The organism is Sphaerisporangium rubeum, from assembly GCF_014207705.1.
Taxonomy (GTDB): Bacteria; Actinomycetota; Actinomycetes; order Streptosporangiales; family Streptosporangiaceae; genus Sphaerisporangium; species Sphaerisporangium rubeum.
Genome location: NZ_JACHIU010000001.1, coordinates 3,129,824 through 3,147,449 on the forward strand (window position 1 = coordinate 3,129,824; position 17,626 = coordinate 3,147,449).

The window sequence follows — 17,626 nt, forward strand, 5'->3', positions numbered from 1 at the left end:
GGCTCCACAGAGGGTTTGGTGGCGTGGTGAGCCGAGCCCGCTACCCGCGACCTGCGGATATCCGGGCTGGTCAGGTGGGGTTTGTGAGGTCGCGGGGTGGGTCGCGGTGCCGCGACCGGTCGCGGGTGGCGCGCGACCCCGGGCGGCGCGGTGTGGGTGGGCCGCCCGGGGGTGCGGTGGCTATCCGGCGGTGGCCTGCCGGCGGGCGATGGCGTCGGTGATAGCGGTTTTCTTGGCGCCCTTGAGGGACTTGCCGTCGCGCTTGATGTCCACGCTCGGCACTCCGAGTGCGCGCACCTGAGCGGAGATGGCTTCGGGGGTCACCTCGGCGTAGTGCTCGGGGATGCGCTCGGCCAGCCGTGCGGCGGTGAGGGTCCACGGCAGGCCGGTCTCTGCGGACTGGAAGACGCTCAGCACGTCGGCCAGAACGTCACGCACCTCGCGGATGGTGGACTGTCCGGCGGCGTGCCCGGACAGCGTTCCGGCGCGCTGCCGCAGGGCGCGGGCGGCGGTGAGGATCTTCTCGGCGTCTTCGGCGTCGGCCAGGTGGAACCGCACGGTCGGCGTCTCGTCGGACGCGCCGCGCAGGATGCCCACGCCCTTGTACCCGGGCAGCAGCGCCGACGAATCGAATCCTTCGGAGTAGGCGCCTGATCCCAGGACCAGGTCAGAGACCTGCCAGGAACCGGTACGCAGCGCGATGCGGGTCTGGTGGTTGTCGCGGAAGCTGGTGAACGCGGTCGCGGTGTCACCGGTGCCGACTCCGCCGGGTTTCTGGGTGGCGTCCAGCACGATGACGCCGGCGGCGGGGGCCACCTTGACCAGGTACACCATCAGGGCCGAGATCTCTTTGTTCAGTTCCTTGTCGCCGGTGTCGAAGTACTCCTGGCACTCGTCGATGACCACAAGCCGCACCGGCATGCGGTACTTGGGGTCACGGGCGATGTCGCGGGTGAGCTTGCCTTCGGGGCAGACCTCCACCGGCAGTTCGCTCAACCGCTGGTAGCGGTCCTGAACGTCGGCCTTGAGGTCACGCAACGTCTGAACGAAGATCTCCAGTGGGTCACCGTCGCGGGTCATGGTGAACCCGAACGAGCACGAGTGCGCCACCAGGGCGAACTTTCGCCAGTCGGGTGAGCCCTTGCCGTCGAACACATCCAGCCGCACATACGGGTCCAGCGCGGCGTACAGGGCCAGCAGGCGGGCGGTGAAGCTCTTGCCCTGCCGGGGTTGCGCGCCGACCAGGATGGACGTCCACAGCATCAGCAGCGCCACCGCGCGGCCCCGCTCATCGACCCCGAGCGGTGCGGGCTGCCAGATGTCGGTTTCCTTGCACGCCAGCAGCGGGGTACGGCCGGCGGGGATGGCGAGCGGGTCGGCGTCGGCCACCCACAGCCAGTGACTGCGGTTGCTGGCCGCGTCGCGGGAGATGGTGACCTGTGACAGCGACACGTCCAGCCCGGAGGCGATCTTCTCGCGGGCCTTGACCGCCTCGCCGAACGTCCGACCGTAGGGAAGGTTGATCAGCACCTTGGACCCGTTGCCGTCGCGGGCCATCTGCGTACCGAACTCGATCTGCTGGTCAGCACGGTCGGGGTGACCTAAGCCGGCGGCGTAGTACGCGCGCAGCACGATGTCACTGTTCAGCTTGCGGTACCGGCGCTTGACCACCACCGGCGACACGATCGCGGCACCGGCCGGCCGTCCCTGGTGCGCCAGCAGCGGCACCACCACACCGGCCACCAGCAGCCACCCCCACACCGGCAGCACGGCCACACCGACTGACACGGCGGTGATGAGCGCGATGAGCTGACCGATCAGCACGATGCCGTGCCACCGGCGGATGGCCCGTCCCTCACGGCTGAGCTTCAGCCACATGGCCGGGTCGTTGTCGGTGGCGGCCTGCTGAAGCAGCGCGTACTGCTCACTGACGGCCCACCAGCGCAACCGGCGACCCATCAGCCGCACCAGCCCGACCACCGACCAGGACGCGACCTTGAGCAGGTACCAGGGCGAACGCACCGTGTGGAAGCCCGCCACGTACCCGGCTTCCGCCATCGCGGTGGACAGGGTGTGCGGCAGGTTGGCGCGACGCAGACCCGCCGGGATGATCGGACGGCGCCGGGTGACGACGGTCGCGCCGGCGTCGGCCAGGTCCACCGCGGGCGGGGTGTCGTCGGCCGGTGGCTGTTCGTCCAGCACGACTTCATAGGCGGTGTCGCTGGAAGTCGCCTGCTCACCGGTCCCGGGCACGGGCGGGGAGTTGCGGCGGTCGCGGACGGCGTCCAGCTCCACCACCTTCGCCTGATGGCCGTTGGCCCGGGCGGAGGGGTCGGCGTCGGGGTTGGGGTTGAACGGTTCGTGGGTCATGATGTGGGCACCTCGTGTCTCTTGCAGTGGGCGGGGTGGCAGGGCGTGGCCTGGTCTTGGCGGATTGGGGCCGCGCCCTGCGTGTTGAGCCGAAGTGATACGGGACCGGTGGGGAAACCGGCCGTGACGCGGTGGGGCATCAGAACACCTTGTGGTCGGATTCGGCCTGGTGGCCGCAGCAGTGCCGGCGGTGCGCCGACATGCGCCAGTGGATTTCCGCGCGGACACGCCGGGCGGTGACCACCATGCGCAGGAACGTGAACACCGGGATGGCCAGGCAGATCAAGCTGAGGATGAGTGCGATGGTGAACATGGCGGGTTCCTCGGGGGTCTAGGCGGGGTCGGTGGACAGGGAGTCACGGACGGCGCGGGCGGTGTCCATGCCGCATCGCAGAGCACGGCGGATCTTGTCCGCGCCGGGGTCGGCAGGCAGTTCCCCGGCGGCGATGAGCCGCCGCGCACGCGCCGTCAAGTCGGTGAGATCGGGGCCGTCCCCGCGCGGCCTGGGGTGCTGGGTGGGGACGTTCGCCCTGTACGACGGCCCGGTAAGGGGGGTACCGGCGGTGCCGTGATCCAGGCGAGTGAAGGCAGCGAGGATGATCGGGAGCGCGGTCACGACGGCGACCGCCACCACCGGCCCCAGCAGATGCAGCACCAGACGAGAGACACTGAACGACTCGGCGACACCGGGCAGGTACGGCCAGGCGTTCATGCCGAGCGTCAGCCCCAGGAACAACCACTCGATGCGCACCAGCGTCCGATCGGTCAGCGCAGCGCCACGCGACCCCAGGTAGGCGCGGGCACCGACCACGACCAGCAGCGCCATGGACATGAACGGCTCAACCAGCCAGGCGAACAGCCACGCCGGCGAACCTGGCTCGGCACCATCGGCGGCGAACCGCTGCACACCGGCGGTGGACCACGCCAACGCCAGCGTCAGCGACACCATGGCGCACGTCACCAGCACGCGCCGCATACGAGCGGCCTGCCAGGCACGCATCGCCGGGTCCTGCCCCAGCACATGCAACCGCGCAGCCTCCTGAGCGGCCTTGCGACGCCGGCGAACCCGCTTGGTGTCCACCAGCAGCGGCGCGTCATCGCCCTGAAGATCGGCCAGCAGATGCGCCTCAGCCACCTCGGCACGCAACCGCCGAACCCGGCGCGTCGCACCATCATCCGCCGCGGCGGACGACGTGGCCGGCGTGGCCGACGGCGCGACGTCGGCGAGATGCCGCTCCAGCGCAGCCAACCCCTGCGAGATGTCTTCAGGCGTCGGCTCAGGCGTGGGACTGGTGACGCTCATGCGGCTACCTCCGTCCCAACCTGCTCAGGACCCAACGCACAGTCCAGGCACATGCCGTAGCGGCGCGGGATGACGTAACCGGCGTCGGTGCCACACTCGGTGCACCGGCGGCGCGCGGCGTTGGCCTTGCCCAGCGCTTCGAGCTGAGCGGGGGACGCGGTGCGCTTGGGCAACGCGAAACGCACGTCGTACAGGTAGGCGGCGCGAACACCGGGGGCACCGTGACGGCGCGACCGCCAAAGAATCTGCGCCTGAACACCCTGACCACCGGGACGAAGCCCCCGCGCGGTGAGCTGCCGCAGAGTGAGCAGATGCGCCGGCGCCATCTGCCAGGGATAGGTGGGAAGCCCGTACTTCTCACCGGCGGGGTCCCAGAAACGGGCACGGATACGGCTCATCAGCGCACCGACCCTCTCCGGAAACGGACACGGCACGAACGGCACCGGGCACGACAGGTAGCGCCATGGACGGGGCAGAGCTGGACGTGACGGCCGGCGGAACTACCGCAGCGAGCGCACCCAACGAAACTCGTGGACCGCTGACCGCAGTCAGGACAGCGGAAACGACGACGCATCACGCCACCCCCGCCAACAGGTCGAACTCGCGAAGCTCATCGGCCGTAAGACCAGCCCAGACACCCTCATCGGGACCGAAACTCCGCGCGTAGTCCAGACACAGCGCCAGAGCCGGACAGGCACGGCAGATCCTCTTGGCCGACACTTCCCGCGCCTGCCGCATCGCATCGGGCTCATCGTCGGCGTCCGGACCGGTGAAGGTTCGCGCGTCGGCCAGGTCACAGGCAGGTCCGGCGGCGAGTAAGGCGGCCAGCAGCGCCACCGATCTCTTTCCGCCGAACAGGACGTTCGGGGACCCGTAGGTCATGATGAGAACACCTCCATGAGGTGCCGGGATGCGGGCGGTTTGGCGATCGGACCGTGTCCCGGCTCTATCGTCTCCACCTGGCCATCTTGGCTAGGCAGGTTGTGCAAGCTCAATGCTGACTGGCTTGCCTAGTCATGTCAAGAGGCATGTCCAACTTGTCTAGGAAAGCTGTTCAAGCGGCAGTACGCTGGCCGCATGAAACTCGACCTGGACGACCCGCGTCCCCCGTACCTTCAAGTGGCCGCTCAGCTCAGGGCGGCCATCTTGACCAGGAAGTTCGTTCCTGGAGAGAAGCTTCCTTCCGGTCCCGAGTTGGCCAAGCGCTTCGGCGTAGCTCGCCAGACCATTCAGCAGGCCATCCGCGAGCTACGTGATGAAGGGCTGGTGGTCTCCAGGCAAGGCAGCGGCGTGTTCGTCCGCGAACGGATCGCGCGCCCGGTTGGGCTCCGACCCCACATTGAGCAGGCGTTCAAGAAACCAGACGTCACCATCGAATTCGCCGGCTTCTCCGGCGAAACGTTGCATGGCGCCATCCAGGAACCACTCGACAGCATCCGTGCCGGACGATTGGTGCCTGAAAGCATCACGGTCCGCGTACTCGTGCCGGATGCTGACCGCCCCTGGTCTCTTCCCTGCCGAGTCGACAACCTGGAAGACGAACCGCTGTTCCGTAAGCGCGCTGAGAGGATCACATCCCGCCACGCTCAGGCGATCGTGGACTCTGTGCACGAGCTTCGGGACCTCGGGTTGGTGGCATCCGCGTCTGCCGAAGTGCGGATGAGCGGGGAGCCACCGCGCTTCAAGCTCTACATCATCAACGGCGAGGAAGCGTTCTTCGGCTTCTACCCGGTGACAGAGCACACCGTGGCCCTTGGTGGTGGACCGCTGCCCATGTTCGACCTAATGGGCAAGGATGCTGAACTGTTCCATTTTGCAGTAAGCGACGGCGACGACTCCACATCTGGCCTTTTTGTCCAGCAGTCCCGCGCATGGTTCGACAGCGTATGGAGTACGGTAGGACGGCCGGTCTCGTGACCACGGCGGAAGCTATACAGACGGCGTTGGAACACGTGCAATATGTCCTGCTCGACTTCGATGGGCCAGTCTGCGACATCTACGCAGGCCTCTCTGCGCCAACCGTCGCGGGCCAGCTCTCCAAGATGCTCACTGCCGCCGGGGTAGACCTGCCCGATCACGTACTAACCCAGGATGACCCTCTTGAGGTATTCCGCTACAGCGCGGTACTGGGAACTGAGGTTAACCGTGCCTTGCAGGAAGCGCTGACGGACTTGGAAGTGAAGGCGACGGCCACAGCCGAGATCACACCCGGCGTAGAAGAGATGATCCGCCGGGCTGTGGAGGTCGGGAAGCCGATAGCTATCGTGAGTAACAACTCTGTTGCTAGCATTACAGCGTTTCTCTCCGCTCGGGGGCTTCTGTCTGCGGTCAGCTACATATCTGGGCGGACGGACCCGAACCCCGCGCTAATGAAGCCGAATCCGTATCTCGTGAGTCAGGCACTCGACAAGTTGACAGCCCCATCGGAGCAAACAATGCTCGTGGGGGACTCTCTTTCCGATATCGAGGCGGCCAAAGCTGCTGGAGTTATTTCAGTTGGGTACGCCAACAAGCCGGGTAAGGCCGATTCTTTCGCATCCGCCGGGGCCGAGGTGGTGGTGACTCGCCTAGATGACCTTGTGCCCGCGCTGTGATTGTCCCTCTCGTCCCCACTGTTACCGCACTGCGTCTAACCAGGGAAAACACCCCTCACTAGAGGGACATCCGGGGGACGACTGTCGTTAGCTGTCCCCCAACTGAGGCACAGCGTCGTCTCGGGTGGCCAGCGTCGGTTTCGTTGAGAGATGATGACCACATGCCAGCATGGGATGACTATCAGGAGAAGGTGGCATCCTTCTTCCGGAGCATTGGGTTAGAGGCTACTGTAAAGGTGACCTTGCAGGGTGTTAGAACATCCCACGAGATTGACGTAGTCGTGCGTTCCTCTCACGTCGGCTTTGATCTCATGTGGCTTGTCGAGTGTAAGTACTGGCAGCGGCGCGTATCTAAGTTGCATGTCCTTGGCCTTCGCGAGATCGTCTCTGACACTGGTGCCGATCGTGGCATAATTATGTCTGAATCCGGTTTTCAAAGTGGTGCCGCTGACGCCGCTCATCTAACTAATGTCCAGCTCACATCACTTGCTGACTTGTCTGTTTCCGCAAGTGGTGCGGTCGGTATGGCGCAACTAAGAATGATTAATGAGCGAATGGACTTCTGTCGAGACCGCTACTGGAGTCTGAAAAAGGCTGACCGCATCAAGTATAAATTGCGAACCGATGGGATGGTTAAAGGATATGAAGGGTGGATGATTATAGGCGCTGTGGATGCTGCGCTCAGCGCTGCATTTCGTGGCGCATTCCCTGTCACGTATAGTCAAGTGTATGGGGCGATCGCAAGCCTAGGTGGCGTAGTACGAAATTGGGTGCCGCAGGAATATGATCTTGTGGCAAACACGCCAGTAGAATTATGTGTGATTCTCGAACCTGAGGTTGCGGAATTGGAGAGACGTCTCGACGTCGCAGAAGCCGCTATGCGACTGAGTGAATGAGCCTGAACGGTGCAACCGCTTTACCACTCTCCAGCCAGATGACGTGTTTGAATTCCTGATGGCCGGTTCCTACGCATGGAAGATCTCCCATCACGACTTCCTGATGCACCCGAAGCCGACGTTCCACTACCTGCCTTGAGACTGTCGCGACGCTGTGACTGTCCCCCTTGTCCCTGCTGTCACCGCGCCGCATCCGACCAGCGTATGTACAGTCCCGCTTCAGGGACACTTGGGGGGACGCGCTGTCCTTGCTGCCCCCCTCAGCCAGATCCGTCGTTTCCTGGATCCATGCGGGGGACAGTGGCTACGATGCTATCGGCGGTGCTGGGCTGAACTCGACTCCCGCATTGATGATCGGTGTATCGCTGATCTGCATGCTTCTCCCCCATATCTCGTACACCCGTAAGCAGAACCAAAGCCGGGATAAAAGGGGCAAGGTGGTGCGGGATGAGTGTACTAAGAACCTTGAGTTCTCGATCGCAGGCCGGACGGCGGCGCCCCTGATGACGATGCTATACACATCCCTCCTGGGATGGTCATACGTCAATGGGGAGGCGGGTTGAGTCCAGCAACGCTCATGTAGCAGAGTCGCCCCCCCAAATGTTGCAGCCCTCTGAGGAGTCCTCGCGATTGGGCCTTCCAGTCGCCATATTGCCCTTTGCTTATTGTGGTAAATATCGAAGTCGAAATGACAGGTTGATGCGCGCTCAAGAAGTAGAGGCTAGGGTGCTCGCTCTGGTGGAGCGGATCCTCGGAGGCACCCCGGTTGAAGACTCACAAGTTGAATGCAAGGCTGACTGGCCAAAGGTTGAGAAGGCGCGGCAACTTGCGGGACATGCTAATAGTGCCCACGGTGAGCCCATTATGTGGATCATTGGGGTCGACGAAAAGAAGCAATGCCTCACTAAGCGTGATCCGTCCGTAGACGCCGCGACATGGTGGAATCAGTTTCAGGCGCGATTCGACGAGGGGATAGCGCCTGACCTTACAAATACTCAAGTCGTGCCAATCGATGAGGAAAATTCTGTTGTGGCACTCGTGTTCGAGACCGATAGGGCGCCATACGTAATCAAGGTCTCGAACATGGGGAGCGTAGAACGAGACGTGCCAGTTAGAAAAGGCACCGGAACGCGCTCGGCCAATCGTAGCGATTTGATAAAAATACTCATGCCCGCACAAAAACTACCGGACGTGAGTATGGTGGAGGCCGAGGGGAGTGCGCACCTAGTTCCAGCCCGTGATTCACAGCCGGAACATCTAAGACTGATATTCCGCAGTTCTGTATTCCTCTATCAGCCCGTTGGTGGGGTTGCTGTGCTACCTGCGCACCAGATGCGGGCGACTATCGAGTTTCGACAGAAAGATATTTCCGCTGCGCCAGTAAAGCTACCTGCGCGGCTACTCTACTTCGGTATGACTAGAGAGGAGCGCGCTAGTCAGCCACGCTTCGGCGTGCTTGGGTATCCAGATGCCGCTTTCGTGGTTGGGGCCGGCGGACTGACTTTGCATATACAAAAGGACGTAAACCCTAGGGAATTTGTGATGGTAATTCAGGATTGCCCAGAGGTGGTTCTTTCGTACGCACTATCGGTCTCTGGTGCGACTCGGCCACTAGCTGTATCAGTCAGCCTGATGAGAGCGAATCCACGGGCTTCCTCAAATAATATTGCTCGTTGGTTACTACGAGGCGACCAGTACTGAAATCTCGCTCCAAGCCGGGCTGTACTTGTAGCGGCCGGCCGCGCTCTGCGCGATGGCTGCAACACTTGGGGGGTAGCGGGTTCCTGAGTGACCAACTGCGTGACAACGGTAGCTGACGATCACGAACGGCGGCGTACCTTCGCGGACGACCATTGGCACGTCCCGAGAGGGTTGAACAAGAACCGGATGAGTGTTCGATTTGGTTCACACCGAAGAGGTCACTGGTTCGATCCCAGTATCGCCCACACAGCCCGAAGGCCGCTTCCGAATCGTGGAAGCGGCCTTCTGATCTTCTGGTGACACAGCGTGCCGGCGCATGATCGGCACGCGCGCCGGTACGGATGCTGGAGCGTACGTCACCCCCCGAGGGGGGAGTCGTGTCTCTCGCGTAGCGTGTCGAGTCTGGCGTGGTACTCCTCGGCGTCGATCTCGCCGCGGGCGAACCGCCGTGCCAGCACTTCCTCAGCGGACTGTTGCGAGGGAATCCGGTCGGTGCGTGTGGTCTTGCCGGCGTAGCGGATCGCCAGCACGATCGTCGCGGCCACCAGACCCCAGAAAACCACCATGCCCAGGGTCATGAGTGCGTATCCCCAGCCACCCATGCCGTCGTGGTCCCACCACATGATCGTCACCACCCGTTCTCATCGCCGGTGCTCACCATGGTGTGTGCACACCCGGTGCCGGCTGAAGGGGCTTCAGTCCCATGTTACTAGGGGAAGGGCTGCCGGCGGCTTCGGCTTCACCGCGCGGGGCGGCCCAGCGCGCGTAGCTCGTCCGGGGTCAGCGCGGAGACGTTCTCGTCGATCGGTGTTTCGGTGTACTGGTGGATGGTCCAGGTCTTCCAATCGGCGGGTGGGGTGACGGTGCCCCGGGGCTTGCTGTAGTGCGCGACCCAGAGGGGGTATTCGGCGAGACCCTTTCCGTAGGTGTCGGCGAAGTTCCAGCCGCTGTAGAACATCGGGGCGACGCCGGTCTTGGCCTTGACGTAGGAGAGCCAGGTCTTGGCCCAGGCGTTGACCTCGGCGACGGACCGTCCGTCGGTGGTCTCCAGGTCCAGGGTCAGCAGATCGCCGGGTGCGGCGGGCTGTGAGTTGACCACTGACAGGAAGTGGTCGGCCTCGGCGATGGGGTCGTTGGCCGGGTGACCGTAGTGGTAGGCGCCACGGACGATGCCCTTCTTCGCCAATGCCTGCCAGTGCCTGGCGAAGGCGGCGTCGCGGAAGGTCGTGCCTTCGGTGGCCTTGATGATGCCGAACTGGGCGGGGCTGGTCTCCCAGTCGTGCTGGGGCTGGTAGTTGGAGACGTCCTGACCGTAGGTGAGCGGTGCGGATCGCTCCTGGACGTGGGACTGCTCGTGGTTGAGCGGGGCGGCGAACGCCTGGCCGGGGAGACCCGTGAGGGCTGCGGTCGCGGCCAGGAACGCACCGGCGAACGCGTAGGAGAGGCGCTTTCCAGGGAGGGTCGGTCGGTTCCTCGACGTGGAGGAGGATCGGGGCGTGAGCATGTGAGAGATGACTCCTGGCTTCCATGCCGCCTACCGGGTCAGCTGACGGGTTCGGACGTGGAAGTGCCCTACGGACGCGACAGGGTCGGCGTCCGATTCACCCCGGAAAAGAATGGGTCCCCGGCTCCGCGAAGCGCGGACTCGGCGGCCACGCGTACGTCCCCCGCGAGGGAGCCCCGGGGCAGGACGCGGCATGGTCGGGTGGTCGGGTGGCGACACCGCTCGTACCAGAACGGCGAGAGTGTGCAGCCGTGGCGAAAGCTACGCAGATTTCTATAAAGAGCGCAAGTAGCGGCAAGACTCTTTGAGTGTCGTGCGGGGCCGGAACGGCTCAGCGGCCCTTGCCTGCAGGGATTTCCCGGCGGGTAGATCTTTCACCACTCCGGCCGTCCTGGAGTGTCAGGCGCGGTGCAGTTGTCGTCCGGGGCGGGTGACGAGGAGTTCGGGGACGACGGCGTTGGCGGAGAGGCGGGTGAGGGCCATCGCCAGTTCCGCGATGTCCGCGGTGGCGATCATCTCGGTGGGGTCGATGCGGTCGCGGATCCAGGCGGTCATGTCGGTGTCGACGTAGCCGGGGCAGATCGCGGTGGCGGTGATGCCGGCGGGGGAGAGTTCGGTGTTGATGGAGTGGCAGAAGGCGGTGAGTGCTGCCTTGGTGGCGCCGTAGGCGGCCAGGCCGGGTTCCGGGTAGGTGCCGGTGATGGAGGACAAGACGATGATCTTCGTGCCGGTGCCGGTGCCGGTGCCGGTGCCGGTGCCGGTGGTGCCGGTGGTGGTGGGACGGTCGGCGGCGGTCGTGCGCAGGGTGGGGAGCAGGGCCTGGACCAGTGCGTACGGTGCGCGGACGTTGACGGCGAACTGCTTGTCGAGGCGGGACAGGGGGGCGGTGCCGAGAGGTCCGGCCGTGCCGGTGCCTGCCGCGATCACCAGGACGTCGCAGCGGCCGTAGGCGGTCGTGTGCGCTTCGGCGACGCGCAGGACGTCCTGCTCGTGGGCCATGTCGGCGGGCTCGGGCCGTACCTGGCCGCCGTGGGTGCGGAGACGGTCCGCTGCGGCGGTGAGGCGGCCGGGGTCCCTGGCGCAGACGGTGAGGTCGTAGCCGGCCGCGGCCAGTCGCTCGGCTATGGCCAGGCCGATGCCGCGGGAGGCGCCGGTGACCAGGGCCGCCGGCCGGGTGGCGCCGGTGACGAGGGCCGCCGGCCGGGTGGGTGTGCGTGCGTGCTCAGGCGGGTGGTCGCTCACCGCGTGCGCGGTGTCGTCGGTGCCGGTCATGTCGTGGTCCTTCCCAGAGCGTGCAGGCCCGCTGCGGCCAGGCGTGGGACGGCGGCGCCTACTGTGCCGAAGCCTTCTCCTACGGTGAGGCCCTGGCGGTGTCTGGCGTGGATGCCTTCGGCGACCACAGCGATCTTGAAGTAGCCGAGCGCGAGGTAGAAGTCCAGGTGGGTGAGGTCGCGGCCGGTGACGCGGGAGTAGCGTCCGGCGAGTGCCTCGGGGGACGGCAGGTGCTCGGAGACGGAGGCGGCCGAGCCGCCGAGGACCGGCTCGAAGGCCGGGTCGCGGTAGACCAGGTGGAGGCCGAGGTCGGTCAGCGGGTCGCCGACGGTCGCCATCTCCCAGTCGACCAGTGCGCGTACCGTGCCGAGGTCGTCGTCGGCGAAGATGGCGTTGTCGATGCGGAAGTCGCCGTGGACGACGGCGGCGGCGCTCTCGCGCGGCACCGCCTCGGCCAGCCCGGCGTGCAGGTCCTCGATGTCGCGCAGCTCGCGGGTGGCGACCCGGTGCCACTGGCCGTACCACCGGTCGACCTGGCGGGCCAGGAATCCCTCGGGACGGCCGAAACCGGCCAGGCCCACCTCGGCGTGCGGAACGGCGTGGAGCGCGGCGAGCACGTCCACCAGCGCGTAGGCGCACCGGGCCTGCTCCAGCGGGTCGTACCGGTCCAGGTCCTCCCGGGTCCGGACGACCACCCCGGGAACGTACTCCATCACCGAGAACACGCATCCGAGGACAGAAAGGTCTTCGCACAGGGTGACGGCGCGCGCCACCGGGACGCCGTTGCCGTGCAGGGCCGCTACCACGCGGTACTCGCGGGCCATGTCGTGCGCGGAGGGGGTGAGGCCGCCGAGCGGGGGACGGCGCAGCACCCAGGCGCGCCGGCCGTCGGTCAGGCGGTAGGTGAGGTTGGACCGGCCGCCGTGCACCAGTTCGGCGGTGACCGGGCCGGTCGCCTCCTGGACATGGGTGTCGAAGAATCTCCGCACGGCCACCAGGTCGAGGCCCTCCGGCGCGTGGTTCACCTCGGGTCTCCGTGCGCCTGCTGGTCGCGGCGTATCTGCTGGTCCCCGTGCGCTTGCTGGTCCCCGTGCGCTTGCTGGTCGCCGCGTACCTGCTGGTCGCCATGCGTCTGTGCGTTGCCGTGCGCCTGTTCGGCCCCGCGTGCCTGTTCGTTCCCGCGTGCCTGTTCGTCGCCGCGTGCCTGGTCGTTGCCGTGGGACTGTTCGTTCCTGCGTATCGCGCGGCGTGCGATGGCCCAGCGGTGGGTCTCGGTGGGGCCGTCGTAGATGCGGAAGGGTCGTACCTCGCGCAGGAAGCGGTTGAGTGGCACGTCGCCGGAGACGCCGAGGGAGCCGCAGATCTGCAGTGCGCGGTCCACGACCCGCCACACCGCCTCGGCGGTGAACGCCTTGGCGATCGCGGTGGACTGCGCGCCGGACCGGCCCTGGTCGAGTTCCCAGCACGCCTGGAGGGTCAGGGCCCGCGCGGCGGCGATGTCGATCTCCGAGTCGGCGATCATGCCCTGCGCCATGCCGAGGTCGGCCAGTCGCGAGCCGAACAGCTCGCGGCTCGCGGCGCGGGTCAGCGCGATCTGCTGGGCCCGCCTGGCGATGCCGAGCCAGCGCATGCAGTGCGTCATCCGGGCCGGGCCGAGCCGCACCTGCGCGTATTCGTACCCTTTGTCCACCTCGCCGAGCACGGCCTCGTCCGGCACGACGCAGTCGTCGAACACGACCTCGCAGTGGCCGCCGTACAGGCTCTCGTCGAGGGTGGAGATGTGCCGGACGACCTTCGTCCCGGGGTTCGCGGCGTCGACCAGGAACATGGTCGCTCCGCCGCGGTCGCCGGGCTCGCCGGAGGTGCGGGCCATGCAGATGGTGAAACCGGCTCCGTCGGCGCCGGTGATGAACCATTTGCGGCCGTCGATCCGCCAGCCGCCGGTCACCCTGGTCGCGCGCGTGGTCAGCGCGGCGGGGTCGGAGCCGGCCCCCGGGGCCGGTTCGGTCATCGCGAAGCACGAGCGCACCTCGCCTTGCGCCAGTGGACGCAGGTAACGCTCCTTCTGCGCGGCGCTCGCCACCGCCTCCAGCAGGTGCATGTTGCCCTCGTCGGGGGCCGCGATGTTCAGCGCGAGCGGCCCGAACAGCGACCACCCGGCCTCCTCGAAGACCGTGGTGCGGTCCCGCATGTCCAGCCCGTGTCCGCCGTACTCGGGGGAGACGTGCGGCGCGAACAGGCCGGCCTGTTTGGCCGCGGCCTGGAGCCGGGTCCGCAGCGCCTCCCCGCCGGCGGCCGCGACGCCGTCGTGGCGCTCCTCCTCGGGGACGACGACCTCGCGGACGAACCGCGCGGTGCGCTCGGCCAGCTCCGTGACACGCGGGTCATGGGACAGATCGACAGGCACCGGACCGGCCTCCTGACGGGATAGACGACGTCGACAACGGCTAATGACTGTTAGCCTACTTCTAGCCGCCGACCCCTCTCGCGGTCAAGACCGGCCTCGAAGCGTGGGCTCAGCGACGCCTGACGGGCTAACATGGGCTAGCTTGACCCGAGTCGAGGAGGCGCTTATGGCCGCGCGGGCCGCCGACATCAGGGCTGCGGCGCTGGAGCTGTTCGCCGAACGCGGCTACCAGGCCACGACCATGGCGGACATCGGCGCGGCCATCGGCATACGCGGGCCGAGCCTGTACAAGCACGTCGGGTCCAAGCAGGAGCTGCTGGCCCAGATCATGATCACGACGATGGACGCGCTGATCGCGAACCACCGCGCGGCGATCGAGGGGTGCGCGGACGTCACCGAGCGCCTGCGCCGGGCCGCCGAGGCGCATGTGCGGTTCCACGCGCGGCACCGGCTGGAGGCCTTCGTCGGGACCAGGGAGATCCGCAGTCTGGAGGAGCCGCACCGGGCCGAGGTGCTCCAGCGCCGCGCCAGGTACGAGCGCGGTTTCCGTGATCTGGTCACCGACGGGATCGGCGCGGGCCGGTTCCATGTCGTGTCCGCCAAGCTGACCTCGTACGCGATCCTGGACCTCGGCATGGGGGCCTCCGTGTGGTACCGCGAGGACGGCGACCTCACCGAGGACCAGATCGTCTACCAGTACGGCGACTTCGCGCTGCGGCTCGCCGGCGCGCGCTGAGGCGCGGCGAGTGGCGACCCCGACCCTTGACACGATGTTTCCTTGGTGCAAATCTGCACCCACAGTGCAGATCGGGCCGTGACCACCGAGGGCCGACAGATCGGGGAACGATGACACAGTTCGCCTTCACCGCGCTCACCCCGTCGGCCTTCCTCCAGCGGGCCGGCCATGTGTTCCGTGACCGGCTCGCGGTGGTCGACGGTGAGCTCCGGTTCACCTACGAGCAGTTCCTGCGTCGGTCGCGGCGGCTCGCCGGCGCTCTCGCCGGTCTCGGCGTCGGGCCCGGCGACCGGGTCGCGGCGTTGTGCGTGAACAGTCACGTCATGCTCGAACTGCACAACGGCGTGCCGATGGCCGCGGCGGTGCTGGTGCCGCTCAACATCCGCCTGTCGGCCGGTGAGCTGGCCTACATCGTCGAGCACTCCGGCGCGCGGGTCCTGATCGCCACGAGCGAGCTCGCCGAACGGGCCGGTGAGGTCGCGGCGGTGACCGGGGTCCGGCTGGTCGTGGCCGGTGGCGACGGCGAGTACGAACGGCTGCTCGCCGAGGCCGGACCGCGGGTGGCCGGGTGCGACGACGAGCGCGCGCTGCTGGCGATCAACTACACGAGCGGCACGACCGGCCGGCCCAAGGGGGTGATGTACCACCACCGCGGCGCCTACCTGCAGGCGCTGGCGATGGCGTTCCACGCGGGCCTCGGCCCGGACAGCGCCTACCTGTGGACGCTGCCGATGTTCCACTGCGACGGGTGGTGTTTCACCTGGGCCGTCACGGCCGCGGGTGGCACCCATGTCTGTCTGCGGACGGTCGATCCCGGCCGGATCTGGCGGTTGCTGCGCGAGGAGGGGGTCACCCACTTCAGCGCGGCGCCGACGGTGCTCGGCATGATCGCCAATGCCCCCGAGGCGACGTCCGGCGACCCGCCGGACCGGATCGTCCGGGTGCAGACCGGCGGCGCGCCGCCGACGCCGACGCTGCTGGCCCGCATGGCCGGGCTGCGGATGGAGGTCACCCATCTGTACGGGCTCACCGAGACCTTCGGACCGGTGATGATCAACCAGTGGCAGCCGCCGTGGGACGACCTGCCGGCCGGTGAGCAGGCCGTGCTGAAGGCACGGCAGGGGGTCGGCAACGTCATCGCCGAGCAGCCACGGGTGGTCGACGCCGGGGGCCGGGACGTCCCCGCCGACGGCGCGACGATCGGAGAGATCGTCGTACGCGGCAACGACGTCATGCTGGGCTACTACCGCGACGAGGACGCGACCGCCGCGGCCGGGCTCGACGGATGGCTCCGCACCGGCGACCTGGCCGTACGGCACCCCGACGGCTATGTCGAGATCAGGGACCGCTCGAAGGACATCATCATCTCCGGTGGAGAGAACATCGCGTCGGTCGAGGTGGAACGGTTGATCGACAGCCATCCCGCGGTGCTGGAATCGGCGGTCGTCGGGGTCGCGGACGACAAGTGGGGACAGATACCCATCGCCTTCGTGACCCCCCGGGACGGCGCGGAGGTGTCCGCCGAGGAGATCATCGGGTACGTCAGGGACCGGCTCGCGCACTTCAAGGCCCCGCGCCGCGTCGTCTTCGACGAACTTCCCAAGACCTCCACCGGGAAGATCCAGAAGAACCTGCTCCGTGCCTCGGCCGCCGAGGAACCGTGACGGGACCGCGAGGAGCGCCGGCGCGGCCGCCGCCGGGCCGGTGGCCCGGAGGCGCCGCGGCCCGGCGGCTCAGAACGTCGGGGGAGTGATGATCCAGACCGCGATGAGGTCGTCGGTGCCGACGCTCTCCCAGCGGTGCGGCAGGTTGCTCGGGAAGTAGATGGAGTCACGGGGGTCGAGCACCCATTCCTGGTCGCCGACCCAGAAGCGCATCGCTCCCTGGAGCACGACCCCGCATTCCTCACCCTCGTGCTGGTGCGGATGACCGCCGCTGCCCTGTCCGCGCGGGGCCTCGACCCAGATGATCTCCATGCGCTTGCGCAGGTTGGGGGACAGCAACTCGTTGGCGATCTCGGAGCCCGGGTAGACGACGCGGCGGCGGCGGCCGGCGCGAAGGACGGCGACGTCGCCGTCCGCCGTGGGGAATTCCGGCTGCGACTGCTCCAGCAGGGAACCGATGTTGAAATCGAGCGCCAAGGCGAGCGTCTTGAGGCTGGACAGTGTCGGATTCGCGATTCCCCGCTCGACCTGGCTGACATAACTCGTCGACACACCCGCGCGCTCGGCGAGCTGGGAGAGGGTTAACTTGCTGGCCTTCCGCCGCTCTCTGATCAGCCGGCCGAGGTCGCTCGCTTCCAACGTTGTTTCCCCGCTTCTGATTGGCCACACCGCACCGGCGACCTGACATGAATACTCGACTTCCTTGCACTCATAGTGAAATGTAGAGACTGGCCTGCCGACCGGTCAACCGCAAGCGTGTCCAGGAAGCCGGCATTCACGTTCGCGCTGGTGAACAGCATGGCGTCGTCCGCCGGGACGGTCGTCGCGCCTTACCGCCGCCACCGGGGGAACGTAGGACGATGGGGCGATGACCGTGGCCGCCTGCCTGCGACCTCGGCGGTCCGGCCGCCGTTCCGGACGACCGGCCAGGACCGGAGGCGTGTGACGGATATGAGCCTTGACACAGCGAAGCCTTAGTGTAATTGTTCACTGAGAGTGCAGGAGTTGACCTCTACTGCGCGCCATGTTCGTCTGAGTGCAGCGTCGCCGGACCGCGGAAGCTGAAGGCCTCGCACGCTCCTGTTCACAATCTGACCGTCACCGAGTCGCGGTTCGAGCGACATTCCGCCACGTACGCACCGGCGCGTCAGCGCCGTGTCCTTTTTGGCGTGCCATTCG

Annotated in this window: 17 protein-coding genes and 1 riboswitch; of the genes, 6 read left to right on the forward strand and 11 right to left on the reverse strand. The window is 66.7% G+C overall.

Annotated features, from left to right (window positions below; all coding sequences use genetic code 11):
- Nucleotides 1-180 precede the first annotated feature (180 nt).
- The 5 genes from BJ992_RS13445 to BJ992_RS13465 form a co-directional block, all read right to left on the reverse strand.
- A complete protein-coding gene (locus BJ992_RS13445) occupies nucleotides 181-2,370 on the reverse strand; it encodes a P-loop NTPase family protein (protein ID WP_221474795.1) in 2,190 nt (729 codons plus the stop codon).
- Nucleotides 2,371-2,509: 139 nt separating this feature from the next.
- Nucleotides 2,510-2,683, reverse strand: coding sequence for a hypothetical protein (locus tag BJ992_RS13450; protein ID WP_184980898.1), 174 nt, complete (start codon nucleotides 2,681-2,683; stop codon nucleotides 2,510-2,512).
- Between the two features lie 18 nt (nucleotides 2,684-2,701).
- On the reverse strand, nucleotides 2,702-3,673 hold the full coding sequence (locus BJ992_RS13455) for a conjugal transfer protein TraI (RefSeq protein WP_184980900.1): 972 nt from the start codon (nucleotides 3,671-3,673) through the stop codon (nucleotides 2,702-2,704).
- Nucleotides 3,670-4,071 carry an RRQRL motif-containing zinc-binding protein gene (locus BJ992_RS13460; protein ID WP_184980902.1) on the reverse strand — a complete coding sequence of 134 codons (402 nt, stop codon included), beginning with the start codon at nucleotides 4,069-4,071 and terminating at the stop codon, nucleotides 3,670-3,672. Before BJ992_RS13460 ends, BJ992_RS13455 begins: the two co-directional genes overlap by 4 nt.
- A gap of 175 nt (nucleotides 4,072-4,246) precedes the next feature.
- Nucleotides 4,247-4,555, reverse strand: a complete 309-nt coding sequence (locus tag BJ992_RS13465; RefSeq protein WP_184980904.1) for a WhiB family transcriptional regulator — start codon at nucleotides 4,553-4,555, stop codon at nucleotides 4,247-4,249.
- A 195-nt stretch (nucleotides 4,556-4,750) separates the two neighbouring features.
- Here BJ992_RS13465 and BJ992_RS13470 point away from each other — a divergent pair, with 195 nt between their 5' ends.
- From BJ992_RS13470 to BJ992_RS13485, 4 genes are all read left to right on the forward strand, one after another.
- A complete protein-coding gene (locus BJ992_RS13470; RefSeq protein WP_184980906.1) occupies nucleotides 4,751-5,590 on the forward strand; it encodes a GntR family transcriptional regulator in 840 nt (279 codons plus the stop codon).
- Complete coding sequence (locus BJ992_RS13475) at nucleotides 5,587-6,267, forward strand: HAD family hydrolase (protein ID WP_184980908.1); 681 nt, start codon at nucleotides 5,587-5,589, stop codon at nucleotides 6,265-6,267. The genes BJ992_RS13470 and BJ992_RS13475 overlap by 4 nt, the downstream gene beginning before the upstream one ends.
- Before the next feature lie 161 nt (nucleotides 6,268-6,428).
- A complete protein-coding gene (locus BJ992_RS13480) occupies nucleotides 6,429-7,163 on the forward strand; it encodes a restriction endonuclease (RefSeq protein WP_184980910.1) in 735 nt (244 codons plus the stop codon).
- A gap of 726 nt (nucleotides 7,164-7,889) precedes the next feature.
- Nucleotides 7,890-8,864 (forward strand): ATP-binding protein, encoded by a 975-nt coding sequence (locus BJ992_RS13485; protein WP_184980912.1) that lies wholly within the window; start codon nucleotides 7,890-7,892, stop codon nucleotides 8,862-8,864.
- 356 nt (nucleotides 8,865-9,220) lie between these two features.
- Here BJ992_RS13485 and BJ992_RS13490 read toward each other — a convergent pair whose 3' ends face one another.
- The 5 genes from BJ992_RS13490 to BJ992_RS13510 all read right to left on the reverse strand — a co-directional run bounded on the left by BJ992_RS13490 (nucleotide 9,221) and on the right by BJ992_RS13510 (nucleotide 14,047).
- Complete coding sequence (locus tag BJ992_RS13490; RefSeq protein WP_246497227.1) at nucleotides 9,221-9,487, reverse strand: SHOCT domain-containing protein; 267 nt, start codon at nucleotides 9,485-9,487, stop codon at nucleotides 9,221-9,223.
- A 116-nt stretch (nucleotides 9,488-9,603) separates the two neighbouring features.
- Nucleotides 9,604-10,368: a glycoside hydrolase family 25 protein gene (locus tag BJ992_RS13495; protein WP_184980914.1), complete on the reverse strand. Its 765-nt coding sequence runs from the start codon at nucleotides 10,366-10,368 to the stop codon at nucleotides 9,604-9,606.
- A gap of 12 nt (nucleotides 10,369-10,380) precedes the next feature.
- A riboswitch (cyclic di-AMP (ydaO/yuaA leader) is annotated at nucleotides 10,381-10,525 on the reverse strand.
- 242 nt (nucleotides 10,526-10,767) lie between these two features.
- Complete coding sequence (locus BJ992_RS13500) at nucleotides 10,768-11,640, reverse strand: SDR family NAD(P)-dependent oxidoreductase (protein WP_184980916.1); 873 nt, start codon at nucleotides 11,638-11,640, stop codon at nucleotides 10,768-10,770.
- Nucleotides 11,637-12,665, reverse strand: a complete 1,029-nt coding sequence (locus BJ992_RS13505; RefSeq protein WP_184980918.1) for a phosphotransferase — start codon at nucleotides 12,663-12,665, stop codon at nucleotides 11,637-11,639. The genes BJ992_RS13500 and BJ992_RS13505 overlap by 4 nt, the downstream gene beginning before the upstream one ends.
- A complete protein-coding gene (locus BJ992_RS13510; protein ID WP_221474797.1) occupies nucleotides 12,662-14,047 on the reverse strand; it encodes an acyl-CoA dehydrogenase family protein in 1,386 nt (461 codons plus the stop codon). The genes BJ992_RS13505 and BJ992_RS13510 overlap by 4 nt, the downstream gene beginning before the upstream one ends.
- Nucleotides 14,048-14,189: 142 nt before the next feature.
- Here BJ992_RS13510 and BJ992_RS13515 point away from each other — a divergent pair, with 142 nt between their 5' ends.
- Nucleotides 14,190-14,783, forward strand: a complete 594-nt coding sequence (locus BJ992_RS13515) for a TetR/AcrR family transcriptional regulator (RefSeq protein WP_221474798.1) — start codon at nucleotides 14,190-14,192, stop codon at nucleotides 14,781-14,783.
- Nucleotides 14,784-14,893: 110 nt separating this feature from the next.
- Entirely contained in the window at nucleotides 14,894-16,447 is a 1,554-nt protein-coding gene (locus BJ992_RS13520; RefSeq protein WP_184980920.1) for an acyl--CoA ligase family protein, read from the forward strand.
- 69 nt (nucleotides 16,448-16,516) lie between these two features.
- Here the strand turns inward: BJ992_RS13520 and BJ992_RS13525 are convergent, their stop codons facing one another.
- The gene (locus tag BJ992_RS13525; protein WP_184980922.1) at nucleotides 16,517-17,086 is read right to left on the reverse strand and encodes a helix-turn-helix domain-containing protein; all 570 of its coding nucleotides are present in this window, start codon (nucleotides 17,084-17,086) and stop codon (nucleotides 16,517-16,519) included.
- Nucleotides 17,087-17,626 lie beyond the last annotated feature (540 nt).